The organism is Kitasatospora sp. NPDC058115 (genome assembly GCF_042884635.1).
Classification (GTDB): Bacteria; Actinomycetota; Actinomycetes; order Streptomycetales; family Streptomycetaceae; genus Kitasatospora.
The window spans coordinates 126,418-149,464 of record NZ_JBHVTL010000013.1; the positions used below are offsets into that span (position 1 = coordinate 126,418).

18 protein-coding genes are annotated in these 23,047 nt (G+C 71.1%); 13 read left to right on the forward strand and 5 right to left on the reverse strand.

The annotated features are described in order from the left end of the window. Positions 1-11: 11 nt before the first annotated feature. From ACFVVL_RS16070 to ACFVVL_RS16125, 12 genes are all read left to right on the forward strand, one after another. Positions 12-1,061: an ABC transporter ATP-binding protein gene (locus tag ACFVVL_RS16070; protein WP_380287117.1), complete on the forward strand. Its 1,050-nt coding sequence runs from the start codon at positions 12-14 to the stop codon at positions 1,059-1,061. Next, positions 1,054-2,070, forward strand: a complete 1,017-nt coding sequence (locus ACFVVL_RS16075) for an ABC transporter ATP-binding protein (RefSeq protein WP_380287118.1) — start codon at positions 1,054-1,056, stop codon at positions 2,068-2,070. The genes ACFVVL_RS16070 and ACFVVL_RS16075 overlap by 8 nt, the downstream gene beginning before the upstream one ends. Before the next feature lie 197 nt (positions 2,071-2,267). Further along, on the forward strand, positions 2,268-3,896 hold the full coding sequence (locus tag ACFVVL_RS16080) for an ABC transporter substrate-binding protein (protein ID WP_380287119.1): 1,629 nt from the start codon (positions 2,268-2,270) through the stop codon (positions 3,894-3,896). A gap of 85 nt (positions 3,897-3,981) precedes the next feature. Further along, complete coding sequence (locus ACFVVL_RS16085; protein WP_380287120.1) at positions 3,982-4,908, forward strand: ABC transporter permease; 927 nt, start codon at positions 3,982-3,984, stop codon at positions 4,906-4,908. 76 nt (positions 4,909-4,984) lie between these two features. Next, complete coding sequence (locus tag ACFVVL_RS16090; protein WP_387675610.1) at positions 4,985-5,899, forward strand: ABC transporter permease; 915 nt, start codon at positions 4,985-4,987, stop codon at positions 5,897-5,899. Positions 5,900-5,914: 15 nt separating this feature from the next. Next, complete coding sequence (locus tag ACFVVL_RS16095; protein WP_387675469.1) at positions 5,915-6,967, forward strand: ABC transporter ATP-binding protein; 1,053 nt, start codon at positions 5,915-5,917, stop codon at positions 6,965-6,967. Further along, positions 6,957-8,132 (forward strand): ABC transporter ATP-binding protein, encoded by a 1,176-nt coding sequence (locus ACFVVL_RS16100; protein WP_387675472.1) that lies wholly within the window; start codon positions 6,957-6,959, stop codon positions 8,130-8,132. Before ACFVVL_RS16095 ends, ACFVVL_RS16100 begins: the two co-directional genes overlap by 11 nt. 432 nt (positions 8,133-8,564) lie before the next feature. Further along, positions 8,565-10,211 carry an ABC transporter substrate-binding protein gene (locus ACFVVL_RS16105; RefSeq protein ID WP_380287123.1) on the forward strand — a complete coding sequence of 549 codons (1,647 nt, stop codon included), beginning with the start codon at positions 8,565-8,567 and terminating at the stop codon, positions 10,209-10,211. Positions 10,212-10,304: 93 nt separating this feature from the next. After that, positions 10,305-11,249 carry an ABC transporter permease gene (locus ACFVVL_RS16110; protein WP_380287124.1) on the forward strand — a complete coding sequence of 315 codons (945 nt, stop codon included), beginning with the start codon at positions 10,305-10,307 and terminating at the stop codon, positions 11,247-11,249. Continuing rightward, positions 11,242-12,210 (forward strand): ABC transporter permease, encoded by a 969-nt coding sequence (locus ACFVVL_RS16115; RefSeq protein WP_387675475.1) that lies wholly within the window; start codon positions 11,242-11,244, stop codon positions 12,208-12,210. The genes ACFVVL_RS16110 and ACFVVL_RS16115 overlap by 8 nt, the downstream gene beginning before the upstream one ends. A gap of 15 nt (positions 12,211-12,225) precedes the next feature. Next, positions 12,226-13,314, forward strand: a complete 1,089-nt coding sequence (locus ACFVVL_RS16120) for an ABC transporter ATP-binding protein (protein ID WP_387675478.1) — start codon at positions 12,226-12,228, stop codon at positions 13,312-13,314. Continuing rightward, the gene (locus ACFVVL_RS16125) at positions 13,307-14,326 is read left to right on the forward strand and encodes an ABC transporter ATP-binding protein (RefSeq protein WP_380287127.1); all 1,020 of its coding nucleotides are present in this window, start codon (positions 13,307-13,309) and stop codon (positions 14,324-14,326) included. Before ACFVVL_RS16120 ends, ACFVVL_RS16125 begins: the two co-directional genes overlap by 8 nt. Positions 14,327-14,407: 81 nt before the next feature. Here the strand turns inward: ACFVVL_RS16125 and ACFVVL_RS16130 are convergent, their stop codons facing one another. From ACFVVL_RS16130 to ACFVVL_RS16150, 5 genes are all read right to left on the reverse strand, one after another. Then, a complete protein-coding gene (locus ACFVVL_RS16130; RefSeq protein WP_387675481.1) occupies positions 14,408-16,126 on the reverse strand; it encodes an ABC transporter family substrate-binding protein in 1,719 nt (572 codons plus the stop codon). Positions 16,127-16,241: 115 nt separating this feature from the next. After that, on the reverse strand, positions 16,242-18,491 hold the full coding sequence (locus tag ACFVVL_RS16135) for a hypothetical protein (RefSeq protein ID WP_387675484.1): 2,250 nt from the start codon (positions 18,489-18,491) through the stop codon (positions 16,242-16,244). A 237-nt stretch (positions 18,492-18,728) separates the two neighbouring features. Next, positions 18,729-19,190 carry a DUF6113 family protein gene (locus ACFVVL_RS16140; protein ID WP_387675486.1) on the reverse strand — a complete coding sequence of 154 codons (462 nt, stop codon included), beginning with the start codon at positions 19,188-19,190 and terminating at the stop codon, positions 18,729-18,731. Then, positions 19,187-20,110 (reverse strand): N-acetyl-1-D-myo-inositol-2-amino-2-deoxy-alpha-D-glucopyranoside deacetylase, encoded by a 924-nt coding sequence (mshB, locus tag ACFVVL_RS16145; RefSeq protein WP_387675488.1) that lies wholly within the window; start codon positions 20,108-20,110, stop codon positions 19,187-19,189. The genes ACFVVL_RS16140 and mshB overlap by 4 nt, the downstream gene beginning before the upstream one ends. Before the next feature lie 51 nt (positions 20,111-20,161). Next, entirely contained in the window at positions 20,162-20,356 is a 195-nt protein-coding gene (locus ACFVVL_RS16150; protein WP_344344199.1) for a DUF2304 family protein, read from the reverse strand. A gap of 226 nt (positions 20,357-20,582) precedes the next feature. Here ACFVVL_RS16150 and ACFVVL_RS16155 point away from each other — a divergent pair, with 226 nt between their 5' ends. After that, positions 20,583-22,736, forward strand: a complete 2,154-nt coding sequence (locus tag ACFVVL_RS16155; protein WP_387675491.1) for a prolyl oligopeptidase family serine peptidase — start codon at positions 20,583-20,585, stop codon at positions 22,734-22,736. Positions 22,737-23,047: the final 311 nt, after the last annotated feature.

Consider the following 23,047-nt stretch of genomic DNA (forward strand, 5'->3'; position numbering starts at 1 on the left):
GTGACGACCCGATGACCACCGTGATCGAGAAGAACCAGAAGAACGGCCGCCTGGAGGTCGGTACCCCGCTGCTGGAGGTCAAGGACCTCCACGTGGAGTTCCACACCCGGGACGGCGTCGCCAAGGCCGTGAACGGCGTCAACTACTCGGTTGCCGCCGGTGAGACCCTCGCGGTGCTCGGCGAGTCCGGCTCCGGCAAGTCGGTGACCGCCCAGACCATCATGGGCATCCTCGACATGCCGCCCGGCAAGATCTCGCAGGGCCAGATCCTCTTCCGCGGGCAGGACATGCTCGCCATGAAGGAGGAGGAGCGCCGGCAGATCCGCGGCCAGAAGATCGCGATGATCTTCCAGGACGCGCTGTCCTCGCTGAACCCGGTGATGACCGTCGGCGCCCAGCTCGGCGAGATGTTCCGGGTGCACCGCGGCGCCTCCAAGAAGGAGGCCCGGGAGAAGGCCGTCGAGCTGATGGAGCGGGTGCGCATCCCCGCCGCCAAGCAGCGCGTGGGCGACTACCCGCACCAGTTCTCCGGCGGCATGCGCCAGCGCATCATGATCGCCATGGCGCTCTCCATGGAGCCCGACCTGATCATCGCCGACGAGCCCACCACCGCCCTGGACGTCACCGTCCAGGCCCAGGTGATGGACCTGCTCGCGGAGCTGCAGGACGAGTACAACATGGGCCTGATCCTGATCACCCACGACCTCGGCGTGGTCGCCGACGTCGCGGACAAGATCGCCGTGATGTACGCCGGCCGGATCGTCGAGACCGCCCCGGTGCACGACCTGTACGCCAACCCGGCGCACCCGTACACCAAGGGCCTGCTCCGCTCCATCCCGCGCCTGGACCAGAAGGGCCAGGAGCTGTACGCGATCAAGGGCCTGCCCCCGAACCTGCTCAAGGTCCCGGCCGGCTGCGCGTTCAACCCCCGCTGTGACGTCGCCACCGACGTGTGCCGCACGGAGATCCCGAAGCTGCACCAGGTGACCGACAAGGACGGCAAGGAGCTCACCGGCCGCCGCAGCGCGTGCCACCTCTGGAAGGAGACCCTCCATGGCTGAGCCCATCCTGGAGGTCAAGGACCTGGTCAAGCACTACCCGCTGACCCAGGGCATCCTGTTCAAGAAGCAGGTCGGCGCCGTCAAGGCCGTCGACGGCGTCTCCTTCGAGCTGGCGAGGGGCGAGACGCTCGGCATCGTCGGCGAGTCCGGCTGCGGCAAGTCGACGCTGGCCAAGGTGCTGATGCACCTGGAGCGGGCGACGTCCGGCCAGGTGCTGTTCAAGGGCGAGGACATCACCAAGCTGTCCGGCGCGGGCCTCAAGGCCGTCCGCCGGAACATCCAGATGGTGTTCCAGGACCCGTACACCTCGCTCAACCCGCGCATGACGGTCGGCGACATCATCGGCGAGCCCTTCGAGATCCACCCCGAGGTGGCTCCCAAGGGCGACCGCCGCAAGGCCGTCCAGGACCTGCTGGACGTCGTCGGCCTCAACCCGGAGTACATCAACCGGTACCCGCACCAGTTCTCCGGCGGTCAGCGCCAGCGCATCGGCATCGCCCGCGGCCTGGCGCTCAAGCCCGAGATCATCATCTGCGACGAGCCGGTCTCCGCGCTCGACGTGTCCGTCCAGGCCCAGGTGATCAACCTGCTGGAGCAGCTCCAGAACGAGTTCGAGCTCTCCTACATGTTCATCGCCCACGACCTCTCCATCGTCCGGCACATCTCCGACCGCGTCGGCGTGATGTACCTCGGCAAGATGGTCGAGATCGGCACGGACGAGGAGATCTACGAGAACGCCACCCACCCGTACACCCAGGCGCTGCTCTCCGCGGTGCCGGTGCCGGACCCGGAGGCGCGCGCGAACCGCGACCGGATCATCCTGACCGGTGACATCCCCTCGCCGGCCAACCCGCCGTCCGGCTGCCGCTTCCGCACCCGCTGCTGGAAGGCGGAGGAGCGCTGCTCGACCGAGGTCCCGCTGCTCGCGGTGCCCGAGGTGCTGAGCGGCCCGGCCAAGCACCAGTCGGCGTGCCACTTCGCCGCCGTCCGGGAGACGGCCGCGGCCTGACCGCCCGACCGTTCCCGCCCGGAGGGGCCCGTCGCCGTTCACGGCACGGGCCCCTCCGGCGTCGGCGCGCCCGCGTCCGCCGGGGCGTCAACCGAGGCCGCGCCGGTGCACCCGTCCGGGGGTTCCCCGCTCGCGCCGCCGGGCGGCCGCGCTTCTCATGGGGTGTGATGCGTCACACACCTTGAGGAGGGACCTCCATGCCCGTGGCCACCCGTGCTCGATGGGTCCTCGCCGCAGCGACGTCCGTGGCCCTGGTGGCCAGTGGATGCAGCAGCAGCAGCGACGGGGGCGGCAGCAGCGGCTCGTCGGACACCAGCAAGACCTTCAGCTACCAGAGCAGTGAGCCGCAGAACGCGCTGCAGCCCGCGAACGCCAACGAGACCGGCGGCGGGCGCATCCTGCAGAACCTCTTCAAGGGTCTGGTCGACTACGACCCCGAGACCGCGAAGATCCGGATGCAGGCCGCGGACAAGATCGAGACCAGTGACTCGCAGACCTTCAACGTCACGCTGAAGGACGGCTGGAAGTTCCACGACGGCACGCCGGTGCACTCCAAGAACTTCGTGGACGCCTGGAACTGGGGTGCGACCAGCACCAACAACCAGATCAACAGCTCCTGGTTCTCCGACATCGAGGGCTACCAGGACGTCCACCCGGCGAGCGGGCAGCCGACCGCGGCCAAGATGTCCGGACTGACCGTCACGGACGACCTGCACTTCACCGTCAAGCTGAGCCACAAGGTCTCGTACTTCGAGTACAAGCTCGGCTACATCGCCTTCTCGCCGCTCCCGGACGGCTTCTTCAACGACCCCACCGGGTACGGCCAGAAGCCGGTCGGCAACGGCGCCTACCAGTTCGTCAGCTGGGACCACAACCAGCAGGTGGTCACCAAGGCCTTCGCGGACTACCAGGGCGTGGACAAGCCGAAGAACGGCGGCATCGTCTTCAAGATGTACAGCACCGCCGAGGCCGCCTACGCCGACCTGCAGTCCAACAACCTGGACGTGATGGACCAGGTGCCGCCCTCGGCGCTGGCCACCTACAAGAGCGACCTCGGAGACCGGGCGATCGACGCCCCGCAGGGCGCCATCCAGAACATCGGCTTCACGCTCTACCAGGCCGACTGGGCGCCCCCGGAGAAGGCCAAGGTCCGCCAGGGCCTGTCGATGGCGATCGACCGCGACACCATCACCAAGACGGTGCTCCAGGGCTCGCGCAAGCCGGCCACCGCCTGGGTCGCCGAGGGCGTCGAGGGCTACAAGGACGGCCAGTGCGGTGACAACTGCAAGTTCGACCCGGCCAAGGCCAAGCAGCTGATCACCGAGGGCGGCGGCGTCCCCGGCAACAAGCTGACCATCACCTACAACGCGGACGGCGGCCACAAGGAGTGGGTCGACGCGGTCTGCAACTCGATCCGGCAGAACACCGGCGTGGACTGCGTCGGCGACCCCAAGCCGGACTTCAAGACCGCCCGCGCGGCGATCACCGGCCACCAGATCAACGGCGCCTTCCGCACCGGCTGGGTCCAGGACTACCCGCTGAACGCCAACTTCCTCGCCGACGTGTACCGCACCGGCGCGGCGTCCAACGACTTCGGGTACAGCAACCCGCAGTTCGACCAGCTCGCCACCCAGGCCGACGAGGCGTCCAGCGTCTCCGACACGGTGACCGGCTACCAGCAGGCCGAGGCCGTGCTGGCCCAGGGCATGCCGGCCATCCCGCTCTGGTACTACCGCACCAACTCGGGCTACTCCACCAAGGTCCAGAACGTGAAGTTCGACTCCTTCGGCAACCCGGCCTGGACCCAGGTCGAGGTCAAGGGCTGACGAGTCGCCCCGCGCAGGCCCCGCCCTTCTCCGCACGGAGGGCGGGGTCCGGGCACTCGACCACTTCTCCAGGAGGGAGGCTCGGATGGGCAGTTACGTGCTGCGGCGGGTGCTGCAGATGATCCCGGTGTTCTTCGGCACCACGCTGCTGATCTTCCTGATGGTCTACACGCTGCCGGGTGACCCGGTCGCGGCGCTGTTCGGGGAGAAGGCCGCCGACCCCGCCGTGGTCGCCAACCTCAAGCACAAGTACTACCTCGACCAGCCGATCTGGAAGCAGTACCTGCACTACATGGGGAACCTCTTCCAGGGCGACTTCGGCACCAGTTTCACCGGCCGCCCGGTCTCCGACATCATGGCGGACGCCTTCCCGGTCACCATCCGGCTGGCCCTGCTGGCCTTCGCCTTCGAGATGATCTTCGGACTGCTGCTGGGCCTGGTCTCCGGACTGAAGCGCGGCAGCGCGCAGGACACCGTGGTCCTGATCCTCACCCTGCTGGTGATCTCCATCCCGGTCTTCGTCCTGGCGTACATCGCGCAGACCGTCTTCGCGACCAACCTGGGCTGGGTCACCCCGACCGTCCAGGACTCCCGGGACCTCTCGCAGCTGATCCTTCCGGCGATCGTGCTGGGCTCGCTGTCGCTGGCGTACGTCGCCCGGCTCACCCGCACCTCGATCGGCGAGAACCTGCGGGCCGACTACATGCGCACCGCGGTGGCCAAGGGCCTGCCCCGGCGCACCATCGTCTCCCGTCACCTGCTGCGCAACTCGCTGATCCCGGTGGTCACCTTCCTCGGCACCGACCTCGGCGCGCTGATGGGCGGCGCGATCGTCACCGAGGGAATCTTCAACGTGCAGGGCGTCGGCAACGTCCTCTACCGGGCGATCAACCAGAAGGAGGGGCCGACCGTGGTCGGCATCGTCACCGTGCTGGTGATCGTCTACCTGGTGGCCTCCCTGGTCGTCGACCTGCTCTACGCCGTCCTGGACCCGAGGATCCGCTATGCCTGACGTCCACGACGAGAGCTCCTTCGAACCGCATCCCAAGCCGGGGGTGGACCACTTGGACTACGCCGGCGAGCAGGGCATGGCGGTCGAGCAGGAGACGCTGATCGAGCCCGACCCGGAGAAGCGGGAAGAGGCCCGCAGTCTCTGGGGCGACGCCTGGCGGGACCTCCGCAAGCGGCCGATCTTCCTGGTCTCGGCGGTGCTGATCGTGCTGCTGATCGTGATGGCGGTCTTCCCCTGGGCGTTCACCGACGCCGATCCGCGCAAGGCCGACCTGGTCAACAACTACCTCAGGCGGCCGGACTGGTCGGACTTCTTCGGCGCCGGCTGGTTCGGCTACGACGGCCAGGGCCGCTCCATCTACGCCCGGGTGGTGTACGGGGCGCGGGCCTCGATCACCGTCGGCATCTTCGTGACCGCCACGGTCACCGTGCTCGGCGGGCTGACCGGGATGGTGGCCGGCTACTTCGGCGGCACCGTGGACGCGGTGCTCTCCCGGATCATCGACATCTTCTTCGGCATCCCGCTGCTGCTCGGCGCGCTGGTGCTGCTGAACGCCTTCTCCACCCGCACGGTGTGGACCGTGGTCGTCGCGCTGGGCGTGCTGGGCTGGACCCAGATCGCCCGCGTGATGCGCGGCGCGGTGCTGACGGTCAAGCAGTCCGACTTCGTGGTGGCCGGCAGGGCGCTCGGGGCGGGGACCGGCCGGCTGATGTTCCGGCACATCCTGCCGAACGCGGTCGCCCCGGTGATCGTGGTGGCGACCATCGCGCTGGGCGGCTACATCGCCACCGAGGCGACGCTGAGCTTCCTCGGCATCGGTCTGCAGGACCCGACGATCTCCTGGGGCATCGACATCTCCTCCGCCCAGAAGGTGATCCGCACCGCCCCGTTCGTCCTGTTCTTCCCGGCCGCGGCGCTCTCCATCACCGTGCTGGCCTTCATCATGCTGGGCGACGCGGTGCGCGACGCCCTCGACCCGAAGCTGCGATGAGCGAGGGGACGCATCGTGACCACAGCAGTCGATAGCGGCAAGGCGCGGCAGGAGGAGCCCTACCAGGGGCCGCTGCTCGACGTCCGCGACCTGCACGTCGAGTTCGTGACCCGGGACGGGGTGGCGAAGGCGGTCAACGGGGTCAACTACAGCGTCCGGGCCGGGGAGACGCTGGCGGTGCTCGGCGAGTCCGGCTCCGGCAAGTCGGTGACCGCGCAGGCGATCATGGGCATCCTCGACATGCCTCCGGCCCGGATCCCCCGGGGCGAGATCCGCTTCCGCGGCCAGGACATGCTGAAGATGGACAAGGAGACCCGGCGCAAGGTGCGCGGGCAGAAGATCGCGATGATCTTCCAGGACGCGCTCTCCTCGCTCAATCCGGTGCTCACCGTCGGCTTCCAGCTCGGCGAGATGTTCCGCGCCCACCACGGCAGTTCGCGCAAGGCGGCGAAGGAGAAGGCCGTCGAGCTGATGGAGCGGGTGCGGATCCCCGCCGCCAAGCAGCGGGTCAACGACTACCCGCACCAGTTCTCCGGCGGCATGCGCCAGCGCATCATGATCGCCATGGCGCTGGCGCTGGAGCCGGACCTGATCATCGCGGACGAGCCGACCACCGCGCTGGACGTCACCGTGCAGGCGCAGGTGATGGACCTGCTCGCGGAGCTGCAGGACGAGTACCACATGGGGCTGATCCTCATCACGCACGACCTGGGCGTGGTCGCGGACGTCGCCGACAAGATCGCGGTGATGTACGCGGGCCGGATCGTGGAGACGGCGCCCGTGCACGAGCTGTACGCACGCCCGGCCCACCCGTACACCCGGGGGCTGCTGGACTCGATCCCGCGCCTGGACCAGAAGGGCCAGGAGCTGTACGCGATCAAGGGACTGCCGCCCAACCTGCTGCGGATCCCGCCGGGCTGCGCGTTCAACCCGCGCTGTCCGCGCGCCCAGGACATCTGCCGGCGGGAGGTGCCGGAGCTGTTCCCGGTCACCGAGGACGACGGCACCGAGCTGGCCGGGCGGGGCAGTGCCTGCTTCTTCTGGAAGGAGACGCTCCATGACCGTTGACGGGACCGGTGCGGTCGAGTCGCCGGCGGAGGCCGCCTTCGAGCAGGAGGTGGCGCGCGGCGAGCCGATCCTCGAAGTCCGCGACCTGGTCAAGCACTTCCCGCTGACCAGGGGCGTGCTGTTCAAGAAGCAGGTCGGCGCGGTGAAGGCGGTCGACGGCGTCTCCTTCGACCTCATGCAGGGGGAGACGCTGGGCATCGTCGGTGAGTCGGGCTGCGGCAAGTCGACGCTGGCCAAGGTGCTGATGAACCTGGAGCCGGCCACCGGCGGCTCGGTGCGCTACAAGGGCGAGGAGATCTCGCGGCTCTCCGGGGCCGGGCTGAAGGCGGTGCGGCGGAACATCCAGATGGTGTTCCAGGACCCGTACACCTCGCTGAACCCCCGCATGACGGTCGGGGACATCATCGGCGAGCCCTTCGAGATCCATCCCGAGGTGGCGCCGAAGGGGGACCGCCGCAAGGCCGTCCAGGACCTGCTGGACGTCGTGGGCCTCAATCCGGAGTACATCAACCGGTACCCGCACCAGTTCTCCGGCGGCCAGCGCCAGCGCATCGGCATCGCCCGCGGCCTGGCGCTCAAGCCGGAGATCATCATCTGCGACGAGCCGGTCTCGGCGCTGGACGTCTCGGTGCAGGCGCAGGTGATCAACCTGCTGGAGCAGCTGCAGAACGAGTTCAACCTCTCGTACATGTTCATCGCCCACGACCTCTCGATCGTGCGGCACATCTCCGACCGGGTCGGCGTGATGTACCTCGGCAAGCTGGTGGAGATCGGCAGCGACCGGGAGATCTACGACCACGCCACCCACCCGTACACCCAGGCGCTGCTGTCCGCCGTGCCGGTGCCCGACCCGACGGCACGCGAGAACCGGGACCGGATCGTGCTGGCCGGCGACGTGCCCTCGCCGGCCAACCCGCCGTCCGGCTGCCGCTTCCGCACCCGCTGCTGGAAGGCGCAGGAGAAGTGCGCGGTGGAGGTCCCGCTGCTGGCGGTGCCGGGCTGGCTGAGCGGGCCCGCCGCCCATGAGTCGGCCTGCCACTTCGCGGCCGAGCGCGACCCCGCCGAGCGTGACCGGCCGGAGCGCGACCGGCCCGAGCACGACCGGCCCGAGCCCGGCCGGGCCGAGTCCGACCCGGGGGAGCGGGGCGGTCCGGAAACCGGTTGACACCGGGGCCAGGCCCCGTCACGGAGCGCGTCCTCCTCCCGGAGGGCGCGCTCCCGCGTTTGTCCACCCGCCGACCTGCGGTAATTCCGCCGGGCCGGGCCGGCCGGGCGCCGAAATAGCTCGTCACGCTTCGTAAATATTCGAATACCGGCACGTCGGGTCCGTTATCCGGAAAGCGGAGCCGTCAATTCCGTGCGCGATATGGCGGAATTTGCCGAGTATTGTCATGGCTTGGTCTCGGCCTGTAATTGAAAAGAGATGTGACGGCGATTCCACCGAAGGGGTCGGTTGATCGATAGTTGCTCTGCGCGTATCAGTGGTCACCTCGCCAGCTGTGCGGATCGGCCCTGAGATGTCGACCCCCGCCGTGCCCGGCACCCCGGGCGGCGGGGCGCCGTTCGTTCGTAAGCCCCTAAAACGAGGAGCAGTTGAATGAGGCTCACCAAGACGATGCGCTGGACCGCGCTGGCGGCGTGCACCGCGCTCGCGATCTCCGCCTGCAGCACCGGCAGCGACAAGAAGTCCTCGGACGGGGCGAACGGGCCGGGCAAGAAGGGCGGCTCGATCAGCATCCAGTCGGGTGAGCCGCAACACGGGCTGATCCCGCAGAACACCGCGGAGTCCGAGGGCGCCCAGGTCCTGGCGCAGGTCTTCGCGGGCCTGGTGGAGTACGACCGGCAGACCAACGAGCCGAAGCTGCGCGTCGCCGAGTCGATCGAGTCCCCGGACAGCAAGGTCTGGACGATCAAGCTCAAGGACGGCTTCACCTTCCACAACGGCGAGGCGGTCACCGCCCAGTCCTTCGTGGACGCCTGGAACTGGGGCGCCAACCAGGACAACGCCGCCGAGGGCCTGCCGTTCTTCGCCAAGATCGACGGCGCCGAAGAACTCTCCCCGGGCAAGGGCAAGAAGCCGGCCACCGACAAGCTCAAGGGCCTCAAGGTCGTCGACGACAAGACCTTCACGGTCACCCTGAGCGCGCCGTTCTCGCAGTTCAAGGTCATGCTCGGCTACACCGCCTTCTACCCGCTGCCGAAGGCCTTCTTCCAGGACAAGAAGGCCTTCGAGGAGTCCCCGATCGGCAACGGCCCGTTCCAGATGGACGGGAAGTGGGAGCACAACCAGCAGATCAAGATCAAGCGCTACGAGAATTTCCCGGAGTCGGCCGGAAAGGCCAAGCTGGATTCCGTCACGTTCAAGATTTACGACAAGCTGGAAACGGCCTACAACGACCTGCGGGCCAACAACATCCAGATCACGAACAAGCTCCCGATCTCGGCCATGGGCACGGTCAAGAACGAGTTCGGCGACCGCTACATCTACAAGCCGGAGTCGGGCGTCGGCTTCATCGGCTTCCCGATCGCCACCAACCCGGCCGCGTACGGCAAGCCGGAGATCCGCAAGGCGGTCTCCATGGCGATCGACCGCGCGGCGATCACCGAGCGGATCTTCTCGGGCACCCGCATCCCGGCCGACGACTTCATCAGCCCGATCGTCCCGGGCTACCGCAAGGGCGCCATGGGCGACGCGGCCAAGTACGACCCGGCCAAGGCCAAGCAGCTGTTCGACGCCGCCGGCGGTGTCCCGAACAACACCATCGAGCTGGGCTACAACGCCGACGGCGGCCACAAGGAGTGGATCGAGGCGGTCGGCAACCAGCTGAAGAAGAACCTCGGCGTCGAGGTCACCTTCAAGCCGTTCGAGAAGTTCGGCAAGATCCTGGACGCGCTGGGCGAGAAGCAGTTCTCCGGCGCCTTCCGGATGGCCTGGCAGATGGACTACCCGTCGATGGAGAACTACCTGCGGCCGATCTTCTCCAAGGTCGCGATCGACAACGGCTCCAACTACGGCGGCTACGTCAACGAGCAGTTCGAGTCGGTGCTCGCCCAGGCCGACCAGGCGAAGAGCCTGGACGAGGGCCTGAAGCTGTACCAGCAGGCCGACGACATCCTGATCCAGGACCTGCCGTACATCCCGGTCTACACGTACATGACCTCCGCGGCCTACACCAAGACCGTCAAGAACGTGGTCGTGGACGCCCAGAACCGCATCGACCTGGCCAACGTCGAGCTGGCCTGACCGCCCCCCAGCCCGACCGGCGCGTCCTGACGGGCGGCGCGGGCAACCCCCGCGCCGCCCGGCTCCGGCGTGCCCCCACCACGAGGAGACCGCATGGGCCGCTATGTGGTCCGCCGGATCATCCAGGCCATACCTGTGATCCTCGGCGCGACATTCCTGATCTACGCACTGGTCTTCCTGCTGCCTGGTGACCCCATCACGGCACTGGCCGGTGAGAAGCGGCAGGACCCGGCGGTCGTCCAGGTCCTCCGTGACCGGTACCACCTGGACGACCCGTTCTTCATCCAGTACTGGGACTACCTGACCGGCCTGTTCAAGGGCGACTTCGGCGAGGACTACCGCGGCAACCAGGTCGTCGACGTGATGCAGCGGGCCTTCCCGTACACCATCAACCTGGCGCTCACCGCGCTGGCGATCGAGATGGCGGTGGGTGTCACCGCCGGCGTGGTCGCCGCCCTGCGGCGCGGCAGGTTCATCGACAACGTGGTGCTGATCTCGACCCTGATGGTCATCTCGATCCCGGTCTTCGTGATCGGCTTCGTGCTCCAGCTGCTCCTCGGGGTGAAGCTCAACACCGACTACGGCATCGACTTCTTCCCGGTCTCCTTCAACGAGGACGCCGGGTTCCGGTCCTATCTGCTGCCCGGCTACGTCCTCGCCTCGACCTCCCTGGCGTACGTGGCCCGGCTCACCCGGACCAGCCTGATCGAGGTCATGCGGGCGGACTACGTCCGGACGGCGGTCGCCAAGGGCCTCAGCCCGCTGCGGGTGGTGGTCCGGCACGGGCTGCGCAACGCGCTGATCCCGATCGTCACCTTCCTGGGCATGGACCTCGGCGGCCTGATGGGCGGTGCGGTGATCACCGAGGGCATCTTCAACATCCCCGGCGTCGGACACCAGCTGTTCCAGTCCGTCTACCTGCGGGAACGCACCATCGTCGTGGGCATCGTGAGCGCCCTGGTGATGGTCTACCTGTTCGCCAACCTGGTGGTCGACCTGCTGTACGCCGTCCTGGACCCGAGGATCCGCTATGAGTGAGCCGACGAAGAGCGAGAACGCGAGTGGGGCGGTCCCCGGGCAGCGCGGCGGCGGGACGGCCGCGGGCAAGGGCGGCAAGGACGGCAAGGGCGGCAAGGGCGGCGAGCGGGTCGCCAGCCTCTGGAGCGACGCCTGGGCGGACCTGCGCCGCAACCCGCTGTTCCTGATCGGCGGGTTCCTGGTGCTGTTCATGGTGGTGCTCGCCGTCGCCCCCGGGCTGTTCACCGACGCGGACCCGCGGTCCGGCGGCTTCTGCAACCTGGTGGACTCGCTGAAGCGGCCCAGCGGCGACCACTGGTTCGGCTTCGACGTCCAGGGCTGCGACATCTACACCCGGACCATCTGGGGCGCCCGGAACTCGATCATCGTCGGTCTGGTGACCACCACCCTGGTGGTCCTGGTCGGCGGTGTCCTGGGCCTGTGGGCCGGCTGGATCGGCGGCTTCGGCGACAGCGTGCTGTCCCGCGTCACCGAGATCTTCTTCGCGATCCCGCTGCTGCTCGGCGGCATGCTGATCATGTCGACCTGGGGCAAGGGCAACGCCTGGACGGTCTCCGCGGTGATGGCCGTGCTCGGCTGGCCGCAGATCTACCGGCTGATGCGTTCGGCGGTCCTGGCCAACAAGCACAACGACTACGTGGTGGCGGCCCGGGCGCTGGGCGCCGGCACCGGGCGGATCGTCAGCCGGCACATCCTGCCGAACGCCGTCGCCCCGGTGATCGTGGTCTCGACCATCAACCTGGGCGTCTACATCGGCGCCGAGGCCGCGCTGTCCTACCTGGGCATCGGCATCCAGTCCCCGGCGATCTCCTGGGGCCTGATGATCAGTGACGCGCAGGCCCGCTTCCTGAACGCCCCGCACGTGCTGCTCTTCCCGGCCGCCGTGCTGAGCATCACCGTGCTGGCGTTCATCATGCTCGGCGACGCGGTGCGCGACGCCCTCGACCCGAAGCTGCGCTGAGGAGGGCCGCGGACCATGACTGACATGACCAAACCGGCGAAGGACGGCGCGGGCCGGGACGCGGTGGAGGTGCTGGGGGCGCGCCGGGAGAGCCTGGCGCCCGGGACCCCGCTGCTGGAGGTCGACGACCTGCACATCGAGTTCCACACCCGGGACGGCGTCGCCAAGGCCGTCAACGGGGTGAGCTACGCGGTGTCGGCGGGGGAGACGCTGGCGGTGCTCGGCGAGTCCGGCTCCGGCAAGTCGGTGACCGCGCAGGCGATCATGGGCATCCTCGACATGCCGCCGGGACGGATCACCGCGGGCTCGATCCGGTTCCGGGGCCAGGACCTGCTCACCATGGCCCCCAAGGCCCGGCGGGCGGTGCGCGGACGGAAGATCGCGATGATCTTCCAGGACGCGCTCTCCTCGCTCAACCCGGTGCTCAGCGTCGGCTACCAGCTCGGCGAGATGTTCCGGGTGCACCAGGGCGCCGGCCGCAAGGAGGCCAAGGAGAAGGCCGTCGAGCTGATGGAGCGGGTGCGCATCCCCGCCGCCCGGCAGCGGGTCAACGACTACCCGCACCAGTTCTCCGGCGGCATGCGCCAGCGCATCATGATCGCCATGGCGCTGGCGCTGGAGCCGGACCTGATCATCGCGGACGAGCCCACCACGGCCCTGGACGTCACCGTGCAGGCCCAGGTGATGGACCTGCTGGCCGAACTCCAGGCCGAGTTCAACATGGGCCTGATCCTGATCACCCACGACCTGGGCGTGGTCGCGGACGTCGCCGACAAGATCGCGGTGATGTACGCGGGCCGGATCGTGGAGACGGCGCCCGTGCACGAGCTCTACGCACGCCCGGCCCACCCGTACACCCGGGGCCTGCTCAACTCGATCCCGCGCCTGGACCAGAAGGGCCAGAACCTCTACGCCATCCAGGGCCTGCCGCCGAGCCTGCTGCGCATCCCGGACGGCTGCGCGTTCAACCCCCGCTGCGACCGGGCCCAGGACGTCTGCCGCACCGAACCCCCGCGCCTGACGGCGGTGCTGGACGCCCAGGGGGCCGACCTGCCGGGCCGCCGGAGCGCCTGCCACTTCTGGAAGGAGACCCTCCATGGCTGAGCCCATCCTGGAGGTCAGGGACCTGGTCAAGCACTACCCGCTGACCCAGGGCATCGTCTTCAAGAAGCAGGTCGGCGCGGTCCGGGCGGTGGACGGCGTCTCCTTCGACCTGGGCAAGGGCGAGACGCTCGGGATCGTCGGTGAGTCCGGCTGCGGCAAGTCGACGCTGGCCAAGGTGCTGATGCACCTGGAGAAGGCCACCGCGGGCCAGGTGCGGTTCAAGGGCGAGGACATCACCCGGCTCTCCGGGGCCGGGCTGAAGGCGGTGCGGCGGAACATCCAGATGGTGTTCCAGGACCCGTACACCTCGCTGAATCCCCGGATGACGGTCGGCGACATCATCGGCGAGCCCTTCGAGATCCACCCCGAGGTGGCGCCCAAGGGCGACCGCCGCAAGGCCGTCCAGGACCTGCTGGACGTCGTCGGCCTCAACCCGGAGTACATCAACCGCTATCCGCACCAGTTCTCCGGCGGCCAGCGCCAGCGCATCGGCATCGCCCGCGGCCTGGCGCTCAAGCCCGAGATCATCATCTGCGACGAGCCGGTCTCGGCGCTGGACGTCTCGGTGCAGGCGCAGGTGATCAACCTGCTGGAGCAGCTCCAGAACGACTTCCAGCTGTCCTACATGTTCATCGCCCACGACCTCTCGATCGTGCGGCACATCTCCGACCGGGTCGGCGTGATGTACCTCGGCACGATGGTCGAGATCGGCACGGAGGAGGAGATCTACTCCCACCCGACCCACCCGTACACCCAGGCGCTGCTCTCCGCCGTCCCGGTGCCCGACCCGACCGGGCGGGAGGGCCGGGAGCGGATCCTGCTCACCGGGGACATCCCCTCGCCGGCCAACCCGCCGTCCGGCTGCCGCTTCCGCACCCGCTGCTGGAAGGCCGAGGAGCGCTGTGCGACCGAAGTGCCGCTGCTGGCCGTGCCGTCGGCGCTGAGCGGACCGGCCGCGCACGAGTCGGCCTGTCACTTCGCGGAGGTGCGGGACGTGATCGGCTCGGGCTGAGCGCGTCCACGAGGGCCCGGGGCCCCGGAGTCCGGCCGGACTCCGGGGCCCCGGCCGTGCGGCGGGGCTCCGGGGGAAACGTCACTTCTGGTAGCCGACGTTCTCCCACACGATGTCGGACAGGCCCTGGGCGCCGATGTTGGCGAGGTCGGCGCGGGCGCCGAACAGCTGCGGACGCTGGTAGAGCGGCAGCATCCCGGCCACCTTCCACAGCTCGCCGTCGGCCTGGTTGATGGCCTCGAAGGTGCCGGCCGCGTCGGTCGCCGCGGCCGCCCGGTCGAACGCGGCGTCCACCGCGGGGCTGCCGGCCTGGGAGTGGTTGGTGCCGCCGTTGGTGGCGAAGTTGGTCCGGTTGCCGCTGGCCGGGAACGGTGTGCCGAACAGCGAGTAGGCGGCGATGTCGAAGTCCCGCCGGTTGACGTACTTGTCGAAGAACTCGTTGGGGCTGGCGGTGACCGTGGTGACCTTGACGCCGACCTCCTTGAGCATCCCGGTGGCGACGGTGGCCTCGTTCTGGGCCTGGGTGACGCCGGCCGGGATGACCATCCGCAGGTTGAGCTCCCTGCCGTCCTTGCGGCGGACGTCGCCGTCGAGCTTCCAGCCGGCCCCGTCGAGCTTGCGGGCCGCCTCGGCCGGGTCGTAGCGGCTGAGGCCGAGGGAGTTGTCCCGGTAGGCGTTCTGGTTGGCCACCAGCAGGTGGTTGTTGAGGGTGACCGTGGGCCAGTCCAGCCCGGCGAGGTCGGAGCGGGCGATGGTGTCCCGGTTGATCGCCTGGAAGAGCGCCTGGCGGACGACCGGGTCGGTGAGCGCGGGGCTGCGGCTGTTCAGCGTGAACTGCCGGAAGTCGGGCCCGCCGGCCCGCCGCACGGCGGCGCCCGGGGTGCTGCGGATCAGCTGGTAGCCGGCCACGTCCGGGCCGTTGTTGAACAGGTCGAGTTCGCCCTTGTTGAAGGCGGCGGCCATCGTGTTGGGCACCATGGCGCGGAACACGATCCGGTCCAGCAGCGGTCTGTCGCCCCACCAGGCCGGGTCGGCGACCAGGGTGACGGTCTGCGCGGCCCGGTCCATCCGCTCCACCTTGAACGGGCCCGCGGTGACCGGGATCGCCTCCAGGTAGGCGGTGTTGAACAGCTCGGGGGTGGCGACCTTGGAGGCCGGCAGCAGCGGGGCGTTGGCGGCGCCGTTGAACATCGACTGCCACTCGGAGTACGGCCGCTCGAAGACCATCACGGCCTGGTAGTCGTCCTTGCCGCGCTCGACCGCGGAGACCTGCTCGAAGCCGGTGCTGCTGGCCGCCCGGTACGCCGGGTCCTTGCCGTTCAGCGCCCGCCAGTTGGCCTCGATGTCGCGCCAGGTGATCGGCGTGCCGTCGGACCAGCGGGCCTTGGGGTTCAGCGTCCAGACCACGACCTGCCGGCCGTCCCGCTGCTCGGCGTGCGCGTCCTGCAGATAGGCCGGGTTGGGGGTCTGGGTGCCGGCCGCGTCGGAGCGGAAGAAGGTCGGCAGCAGCGGCTTCATGACGGCGATGGTGGAGGTCTCGCCGCCGTCGGTCTGGATCGGCGACCACTGGCTGGAGTACTGGGGGATCGCCATCCGCAGGGTGCCGCCCTGGCGCAGCTCGGCGCGGTCGTGCGGGTTGATGTCGACGGCGGTGAGCTTCGGACTCTCGACCGCGCTCGGCAGGCCGCGGGCCCCGGCGCCGGAGCCGCTGCCGGGGCCGCAGGAACAGAGCGTCAGCGAGAGCGAGAGCGCGGTGAGGCCGGCGAGCAGGGCCGTGCGGCGGTACGGGTGGCGGCCCATGGTGGTTCTCCCGGGGCGGATGTGGCGGACGACAGGCGACACATCTTGCTGACCGGGATGCGGGGTTGTCGAGGGGCGGGCCCGGATCGGGGCCCGCCCGTCGATAACGGTTCGGTCAGGCCGGGAACTTGTAGGTGCGGTCCCGGTCGCCGGTCTTGTCCAGCAGCGCGGTGATCTGGTCCGCGACGTCCTGCGGGGTGATCGGGACGAGCTGGCCGTTCTTCTTCGTCTTCACCTTGTCGAAGCCGCCGGCGACCAGCTGGCGGTTGAGCGCGTCGAGGTCCCACTTGGGCACGAACTTGCCGTTGGCGTCCGGGACCAGGGTGAGCGCCACCGCGGCGGTCTTCGGGCCGAAGTCGAACTTCTTGGTCCCGGCCACGATGTGGATCTGGCCGTTCATCGCGGACTTGCCGAGGGTGTCCGCGGCGCCCTGGAGGGCCTGTGCGGAGGTCTTCGGCTGGGCGGCGGTCACCGCCAGGGCGACGGGCTGCTCGGCCTTGCCGGCGGCGCGGTCGCGGTAGGCCGCGTCGACCAGGTCCACGGCGGAGGCGGAGTCCACCGCCTGGCCGGCCCGGCCGGGGACGACGACGGTCTCGCCGTTCTCGGCGAACTTGACGTAGCCCTCCTGGAGGCCCTGTCCGCTGCCGCCGGCCAGCGCGTCCAGCGCGGACTTCAGCTTGGCCCGGTCGACCTTGACCTCCGGCGGTACGGCCTTCTCGTCGCCCTTGAGCGACTTGAGGACGTCCAGCGGGTTGTAGGAGTGCTGGGCGAGCTTGTCCACGGTGGCCGTGGTGTCGAAGGCGAGCCCGGCGGCGACCGGGTCGAGGTCCACGGTCTGCTCGCCGACCTTCAGCTTGACCGGCTGCTGGCCGGCCTTGCCGACGCTCTCGTCGAGCTGGTGGATGGCCTGGTCCCGGCTGCTGCCGCCGATGTCCGTGCCGAGCACCACGGTGCCCTTGGGGACGTCGGACTGGTTCAGCATCAGCCCGGTGCCGTAGGCGGCGGCGCCGAGGAAGCCCACGCCGACGACGGCGTAGGTGGCGAGCTTGACCAGCTTCTTGGCGGCGCTCGGCCGGGGCTTGGGGGCCGGCGCGGGCTTGGCGGCGGCGGGTGCCGGCTTCGGGCCGGACGGGCCGTCCGCGGCGGGGGCGGGGGCGGCCGCCGGGGCGCCGGGGGCCGGGGCGCCGGGTGCGCCCTCGGGGTGCGGGAGGGTGGTCCCGAAGGGGTCGGCGGCGGGCTCGCCCTGGCGGCCGGGGGCCCCGGGGAAGAGACCGCCGGGAGCCGGGGCGCCGTTCGCGGCGGCGGGCGGGCGCTGGGCGGCGAACGGGTCGGCGCCGGCCGGGGCACCCGGGAAGAGACCGGGCTGCGGGGCACCGCCGGGGGCGGCCGGGCCGGCGGGCGCGCCGGATATGGGGGCGGCCGGGGCGTCGTCGCGGATCGGGGCGAAGCCGTCGACCGAGGTGTCCTCGGGGCTCGGCGCGCCGGGCCCGCCGGGGGCCTGGGGCGGCCGGCCGCCGAACGGGTCGGCCGGGGCGTACGGGTCGGCGGGGGCGTACGGGTCGGCCGGGGCCGACGCGGCGAACAGCTCGGCGGGGTTGGCGTAGACGCCGACCTCGTCGGCGGGCGGCTGCGGGGCGGCGCCGTACGGGGCGGCGGGCACGCCGTTCGGGTGCGGCGCGGGGGCCTGGGCCTGGGCGGGCACCGTGCGGCCGTTCGCGCGGGGCGCGGCGGGGGCGGCCGCGGCGGGGCGCTCGGCCTGCGGCCGACCGTTCTGCGGGCGGGCGCCGTTGGCCCGGGCGGGAGGCGCGGCGGGCGCGGCGGCGGGTCCGGCGGTGGCGGCCGCGGCGGCGGTCGCCGGGGCCGGGGCGGTGCCCTCGGCGGCCGGGGCCTTCTTCTGCCGCGGGCGGAACCACGCACCGGTGGACTCGGCCTCGGAGGTGGCCGGCGGGATCTGCCACTCCGGCGGCAGGTTGGGCGGGGTGGCTCCGTGGCCGCCGCCGTCCATCACGCCGAGCACCGGGGAGGCGGGTGCGGCGGAGCGGTGCCGGGGGCCGGCCGGCTCGGGGGCGGGCGCCGGGGTGTCCTCGCCGCCGCCGTCCTCGTTCTTGACGGTGCTGCGGACCACCACCGGCGGGATCGGGCGCGAGCCCGGAATGTTGATCCGCACCCGGGTGGTGAGGGTGGTCTCGGTCTTCGGGCTCTCGTCCTCGCCCTCCGGAGCCGAGCCCTTGGCGGCGCCGGCGCCGCCCGTGCGGTCGCCGCCGGGGAAGCCCGGTGTGCCGTAGGGCGGGGTGCCCGACGGGTAGGCGTCCGGGCCCGTGCGCCGAGGCGTCGGGTGGGCGTTGTCAGATTCGCGGCTGCTCAATGCTGCTCTGCTCCGGGTTCGCGGGCCGGGCCGTGCGGCGCGACCGCGGTTCGTCGGCGCCGGACCTGGCGGGCGGCGTCGGGTACGGCGTTCTGCGGCACCACCATACTGGGAAGAACCGGCCGGTGAACCGGTTCGGAGAGATCCCGATACGTCCGGTTCCTCCGGTATGAGAGTACGACCGGGCGGTGCTGACTGCCCGTCGTACCGGCCACCGTACGCGGGTGCCCGCCCGGGTCAGCGGGGTGGGCCCGCCACACCGGGGAACCAGCCGGCCCGGGTCGGCAGGGTGGCGCAGATCACGCCGAGGATCGAGCCGGTGAACAGCCAGGCGAGCGAGGTGGCGTTGGTCCAGAGCACGTTGTCCCCCTCCGGGCGGGGGACCATCACCAGCAGCAGCGCCAGGAACCAGCCGCCCGCCGGGACGGCCGCGCCGAGCCGGGTGCCGGTCACCCGCAGGCCGCCGTAGAAGGTCGCGGCGGTGGCGGCGAGCGCCAGCAGGACTCCCACGGGCGGCCACAAGGCCTGCACGAATGCTCCGCACACCGACACCGCGAAACCCAGCGGGAAGAGCAGGACGTAGGCCGCGATCCGTGCCCCGCGCGGGGGCTGGGGCTCCTTCAGCCGCTCCTCGCGGGTGCCGAGGACGGTCGCCGGGACCGAGCGGCGGGCGGGCCGGGCGGGGGCGGGCGGGGTCATCGGGCACGCTCCTCGGAGGCCGCGGCGGGCGCGGGGGAAAGGTCCAGGCCGGCGAACAGGTCGTCCTCCGGCAGCCGCGGCCCGGCCTGGCCGCGCACCAGCTGGTAGTACTCGGTGACGAGCAGCGGCTGGCCCAGGTGGTTGGAGAGCGCGAAGAACGCGCCGGTGGGGTCCACGGTGATCTGGGTGGCGTGCGCGGCCATCGCGGCGGCCTTGCGGCCGGCGTACGCGGTGCCGTCCAGGGTCGTGGTGACCAGCGCGTCGTCCACCACCCCGGGCACGTCCGCGGGCACGGCCACGCCCGGGAACGGCGCCTTCTCGGCGGTCTCGGCGAGGGCCCGTTCGAGCACCGACCGGGGCACCCGGTTCCAGTACACCTTGGCGATCCGCCAGGCCGGGCCCAGCTCGGGCCGGTACGCCGGGTCGGCGGCCAGCTCGTGGGCGCGCATCGCGACCCGGTGCGCCTGGATGTGGTCGGGGTGGCCGTAGCCGCCCTGCTCGTCGTAGGTGACCAGCACCTGCGGGCGCACCTCGCGGACCACCGCCACCAGCCGGCCGGCCGCCTCGTCGACGTCGGCCCGCCAGAAGCAGCCGGGCACGTCGTTGTCGGGCACGCCCATCATCCCGGAGTCGCGGTAGCGCCCCGGGCCGCCCAGGAAGCGGACGTCGGTGACCCCGAGCGCCGCCATCGCCTCCGTCAGCTCGCCGATCCGGTGCGCGCCGAGCCGGTCGTCCCGATCCGCCGTCAGGTGGGCCAGCTCCGGCGGGATCACCTCGCCGCCCTCGCCGAGGGTGCAGGTCACCAGGGTGACGTGGGCGCCCTCGGCGGCGTACCGGGCCATCGTCGCGCCGTTGTTGATCGACTCGTCGTCGGGGTGCGCGTGCACCAGGAGCAGGCGGCGGCCGGAGGTCGAGGTCATGGGAGGAAGCCTAACGACCGGGGCGCCGGCCCGGTGACCGCACGCGGCGGGTCAGAGCCGCAGGCCGTTGATCATCCCGGCGAGGTTGCTGGTGACCTGGCTGATCGAGGGGGCGATGGAGCTGGACGCCAGGTAGAAGCCGAGCAGCGCGCAGACGATCGCGTGCGCCAGCTTCAGACCGGAGCGGCGGATCAGCACCACCACGATGACCAGCATCAGCATGGCGGCGGAGATGGACAGGGCCATGGCGGCTCACACTCCTCGGGGCCTGGCGAGCACTCGTGCACCAGTCATACCCGAAGAGTGAGGGAGTCATGACGCTGGGTGAGTCCGCACACCCCGGGGCACGGTTGCACTCACGGGGCGCATGGGCCGGTCGGAGGGGGTGCGGGACCCGTCCGGGCGTACTTGCGGCCGATGCTCCGAACGAGTGATCACCATCGGCCGACCCCGGGTCGTAGGGTCTGGTGCCATGACCACCCACACCTCAGCGGACACCTTCCCGAGGCAGTACGCGCGCACCCTGCGCTACACCGTCGGCGCCCCCCGGTCGTTCTCCGTCGCACCCGACGGCTCCCGGGTCGTCTTCCTGCGGTCGTCCTCCGGCAGCGACCGTGCCAACCTGCTCTGGACCCTCGACACCGCCACCGGCGAGGAGCGGATCGCCGCCGACCCGGCCGCGCTGCTCGGCGGCGGCGAGGAGGACCTCTCCCCGGCCGAGAAGGCCCGCCGCGAACGCAGCCGCGAGGGCTCGGCCGGCATCGTCGGCTACGCCCTGGACGGCGCCGGCCGGCTCGCCGCCTTCGCGCTCTCCGGCCGGCTGTTCGTCGCCGACCTGGTCGCCGGCACCGCCACCGAACTGCCCGCCGAGGGCCCGCTGCTCGACCCGCGACCGTCCCCGGACGGCACCCACGTCGCGTACGCCACCACCTCCGGCGAGCTGCGGCTCACCCGCGTCGACGGCACCGGCGACCGCGCCCTCGCCCGGCCCGACGGGCCGAACGTGACGTGGGGCCAGGCCGAGTTCATCGCCCAGGAGGAGATGAGCCGCGACCGGGGCCACTGGTGGTCCCCGGACAGCGACCTGCTGCTCGTCGAGCGGGCCGACGACACCCCGGTCGGCCGCTGGTGGATCGCCGACCCGGCCAACCCGGACCGCGAGCCCGCGGAGATCGCCTACCCGGCCGCCGGCACCGCCGACGCCGAGGTCGGCCTCTGGCTGTTCGGCCTGGACGGCACCCGCACCGAGGTGGTCTGGGACCGCGCGGCCTTCCCCTACCTGGCCCGGGTGCACTGGTCCAGGAACGGCGTGCCGCTGCTGCTCGTCCAGTCCCGCGACCAGCGCGTCCAGCGGACCCTCGGCCTGGACGTCGCCACCGGCGCCACCGAGGTGCTGCACGAGGAGCGCGACGACGTCTGGCTGGAGCTGTTCCAGGGCGTCCCGGCCTGGACCCCGGACGGCGGGCTGGTGCGGATCTCCGACGAGTCCGGCGCGCGGTCGCTGGTGATCGGCGACCGGACCGTCACCGGGCCCGACCTGCACCTGCGCTCGGTGCTCGCGGTCACCGCCGACGAGGTCTTCTTCACCGCCTCCGGCGGCGCCGCCGAGACCGACCCCGAGCCGGGCTGGATCGCCGTCGGCCGGATCAGCCACGACGGCAAGCGGCTGGCCTGGGAGTCCGCCAACGGCCGCCCCTTCACCTCCGTCACCACCGCCGTGCACGCGGCCGGCGTCACCGTGCGGGCCACCGCCGAGCCCGATGTGCCCGGCACCCTGGTGCAGGTCGCCCGGGACCTGCCGGAGGGCGTGGTGGTGGACGACGTCGCCGTCATCGCCTCGCACGCCGAGACCCCGGTGATCACCGCCCGTCCGGTGTTCCGCTTCGCCGGCGAGCGGCGCATCCCCGCCGCGGTCTTCCTGCCCACCGGTTACGACCGCGAGCGGGACGGCCTGCTGCCCGTCCTGATGGACCCCTACGGCGGCCCGCACGGCCAGCGCGTCGTCCAGGCCCACAACCCGCACCTCAACTCCCAGTGGTTCGCCGACCAGGGCTTCGCGGTCGTGGTCGCCGACGGCCGGGGCACCCCCGGGCGCGGGCCGGCCTGGGAGAAGTCGATCCACCACGACTTCGCCGGGGCCACCCTGGACGACCAGGTGGACGCGCTGACGGCGCTCGCCGGGGAGTTCCCGCTCGACCTCGGGCGGGTCGCGATCCGCGGCTGGTCGTACGGCGGCTACCTCGCCGCGCTCGCCGTGCTGCGCCGCCCGGACGTCTTCCACGCGGCGGTCGCGGGCGCGCCGGTCACCGACTGGCGGCTGTACGACACCCACTACACCGAGCGCTACCTGGGCCACCCGGCCGAGGTGCCGCAGGTGTACGAGGACAACTCGCTGACCGGCTACGCGGCCGGCCTGGAGCGCCCGCTGATGATCATCCACGGGCTCGCCGACGACAACGTGGTGGCCGCGCACACCCTGCGGCTGTCCTCGGCGCTGCTCGCGGCGGGGCGTCCGCACACCGTGCTGCCGCTGTCCGGCGTCACCCACATGACGCCGCAGGAGGAGGTCGCGGAGAACCTGCTGCTGCTCCAGGTCGACTTCGTGAGGAAGTCGCTCGGCGGCTGAGCGGCCGGGGAGGGGGAGCGGGGCCGGATCAGGGAACCCGGGCCCGCGGACGAGCGGTGCCGGGGTGTACCCATCCCGCTCCCCCTTGGCCGCGTGTACCCGCACGGGGTCGACCGGTCCGGCCTCGATGTGCGCTCCACGCTAGCCGCCGGGTCCGACAACCCCGGGGCCGCCGGCCCGCCCGGGCCGTGACCCGGGCCGTGACCCGGGTCGTGGGGGGGGGGGGGGTCTGCGGGCAGAGGGGGGGGGGGAAGGGCCCCCGCCCGGACACGACGACCCAGCCCCGGCCCGCCGGCGCGGCGAGCCGCAGG

Bases quoted from the DNA above. Each gene is read 5' to 3' on its own strand.
- ACFVVL_RS16070 (WP_380287117.1), top strand. From the start codon at position 12: ATGACCACCGTGATCGAGAAGAACCAGAAGAACGGCCGCCTGGAGGTC.
- ACFVVL_RS16075 (WP_380287118.1), top strand. From the start codon at position 1,054: ATGGCTGAGCCCATCCTGGAGGTCAAGGACCTGGTCAAGCACTACCCG.
- ACFVVL_RS16080 (WP_380287119.1), top strand. From the start codon at position 2,268: ATGCCCGTGGCCACCCGTGCTCGATGGGTCCTCGCCGCAGCGACGTCC.
- ACFVVL_RS16085 (WP_380287120.1), top strand. From the start codon at position 3,982: ATGGGCAGTTACGTGCTGCGGCGGGTGCTGCAGATGATCCCGGTGTTC.
- ACFVVL_RS16090 (WP_387675610.1), top strand. From the start codon at position 4,985: ATGGCGGTCGAGCAGGAGACGCTGATCGAGCCCGACCCGGAGAAGCGG.
- ACFVVL_RS16100 (WP_387675472.1), top strand. From the start codon at position 6,957: ATGACCGTTGACGGGACCGGTGCGGTCGAGTCGCCGGCGGAGGCCGCC.
- ACFVVL_RS16105 (WP_380287123.1), top strand. From the start codon at position 8,565: ATGAGGCTCACCAAGACGATGCGCTGGACCGCGCTGGCGGCGTGCACC.
- ACFVVL_RS16110 (WP_380287124.1), top strand. From the start codon at position 10,305: ATGGGCCGCTATGTGGTCCGCCGGATCATCCAGGCCATACCTGTGATC.
- ACFVVL_RS16115 (WP_387675475.1), top strand. From the start codon at position 11,242: ATGAGTGAGCCGACGAAGAGCGAGAACGCGAGTGGGGCGGTCCCCGGG.
- ACFVVL_RS16120 (WP_387675478.1), top strand. From the start codon at position 12,226: ATGACTGACATGACCAAACCGGCGAAGGACGGCGCGGGCCGGGACGCG.
- ACFVVL_RS16125 (WP_380287127.1), top strand. From the start codon at position 13,307: ATGGCTGAGCCCATCCTGGAGGTCAGGGACCTGGTCAAGCACTACCCG.
- ACFVVL_RS16130 (WP_387675481.1), bottom strand. From the start codon at position 16,126: ATGGGCCGCCACCCGTACCGCCGCACGGCCCTGCTCGCCGGCCTCACC.
- ACFVVL_RS16140 (WP_387675486.1), bottom strand. From the start codon at position 19,190: ATGACCCCGCCCGCCCCCGCCCGGCCCGCCCGCCGCTCGGTCCCGGCG.
- mshB (WP_387675488.1), bottom strand. From the start codon at position 20,110: ATGACCTCGACCTCCGGCCGCCGCCTGCTCCTGGTGCACGCGCACCCC.
- ACFVVL_RS16150 (WP_344344199.1), bottom strand. From the start codon at position 20,356: ATGGCCCTGTCCATCTCCGCCGCCATGCTGATGCTGGTCATCGTGGTG.
- ACFVVL_RS16155 (WP_387675491.1), top strand. From the start codon at position 20,583: ATGACCACCCACACCTCAGCGGACACCTTCCCGAGGCAGTACGCGCGC.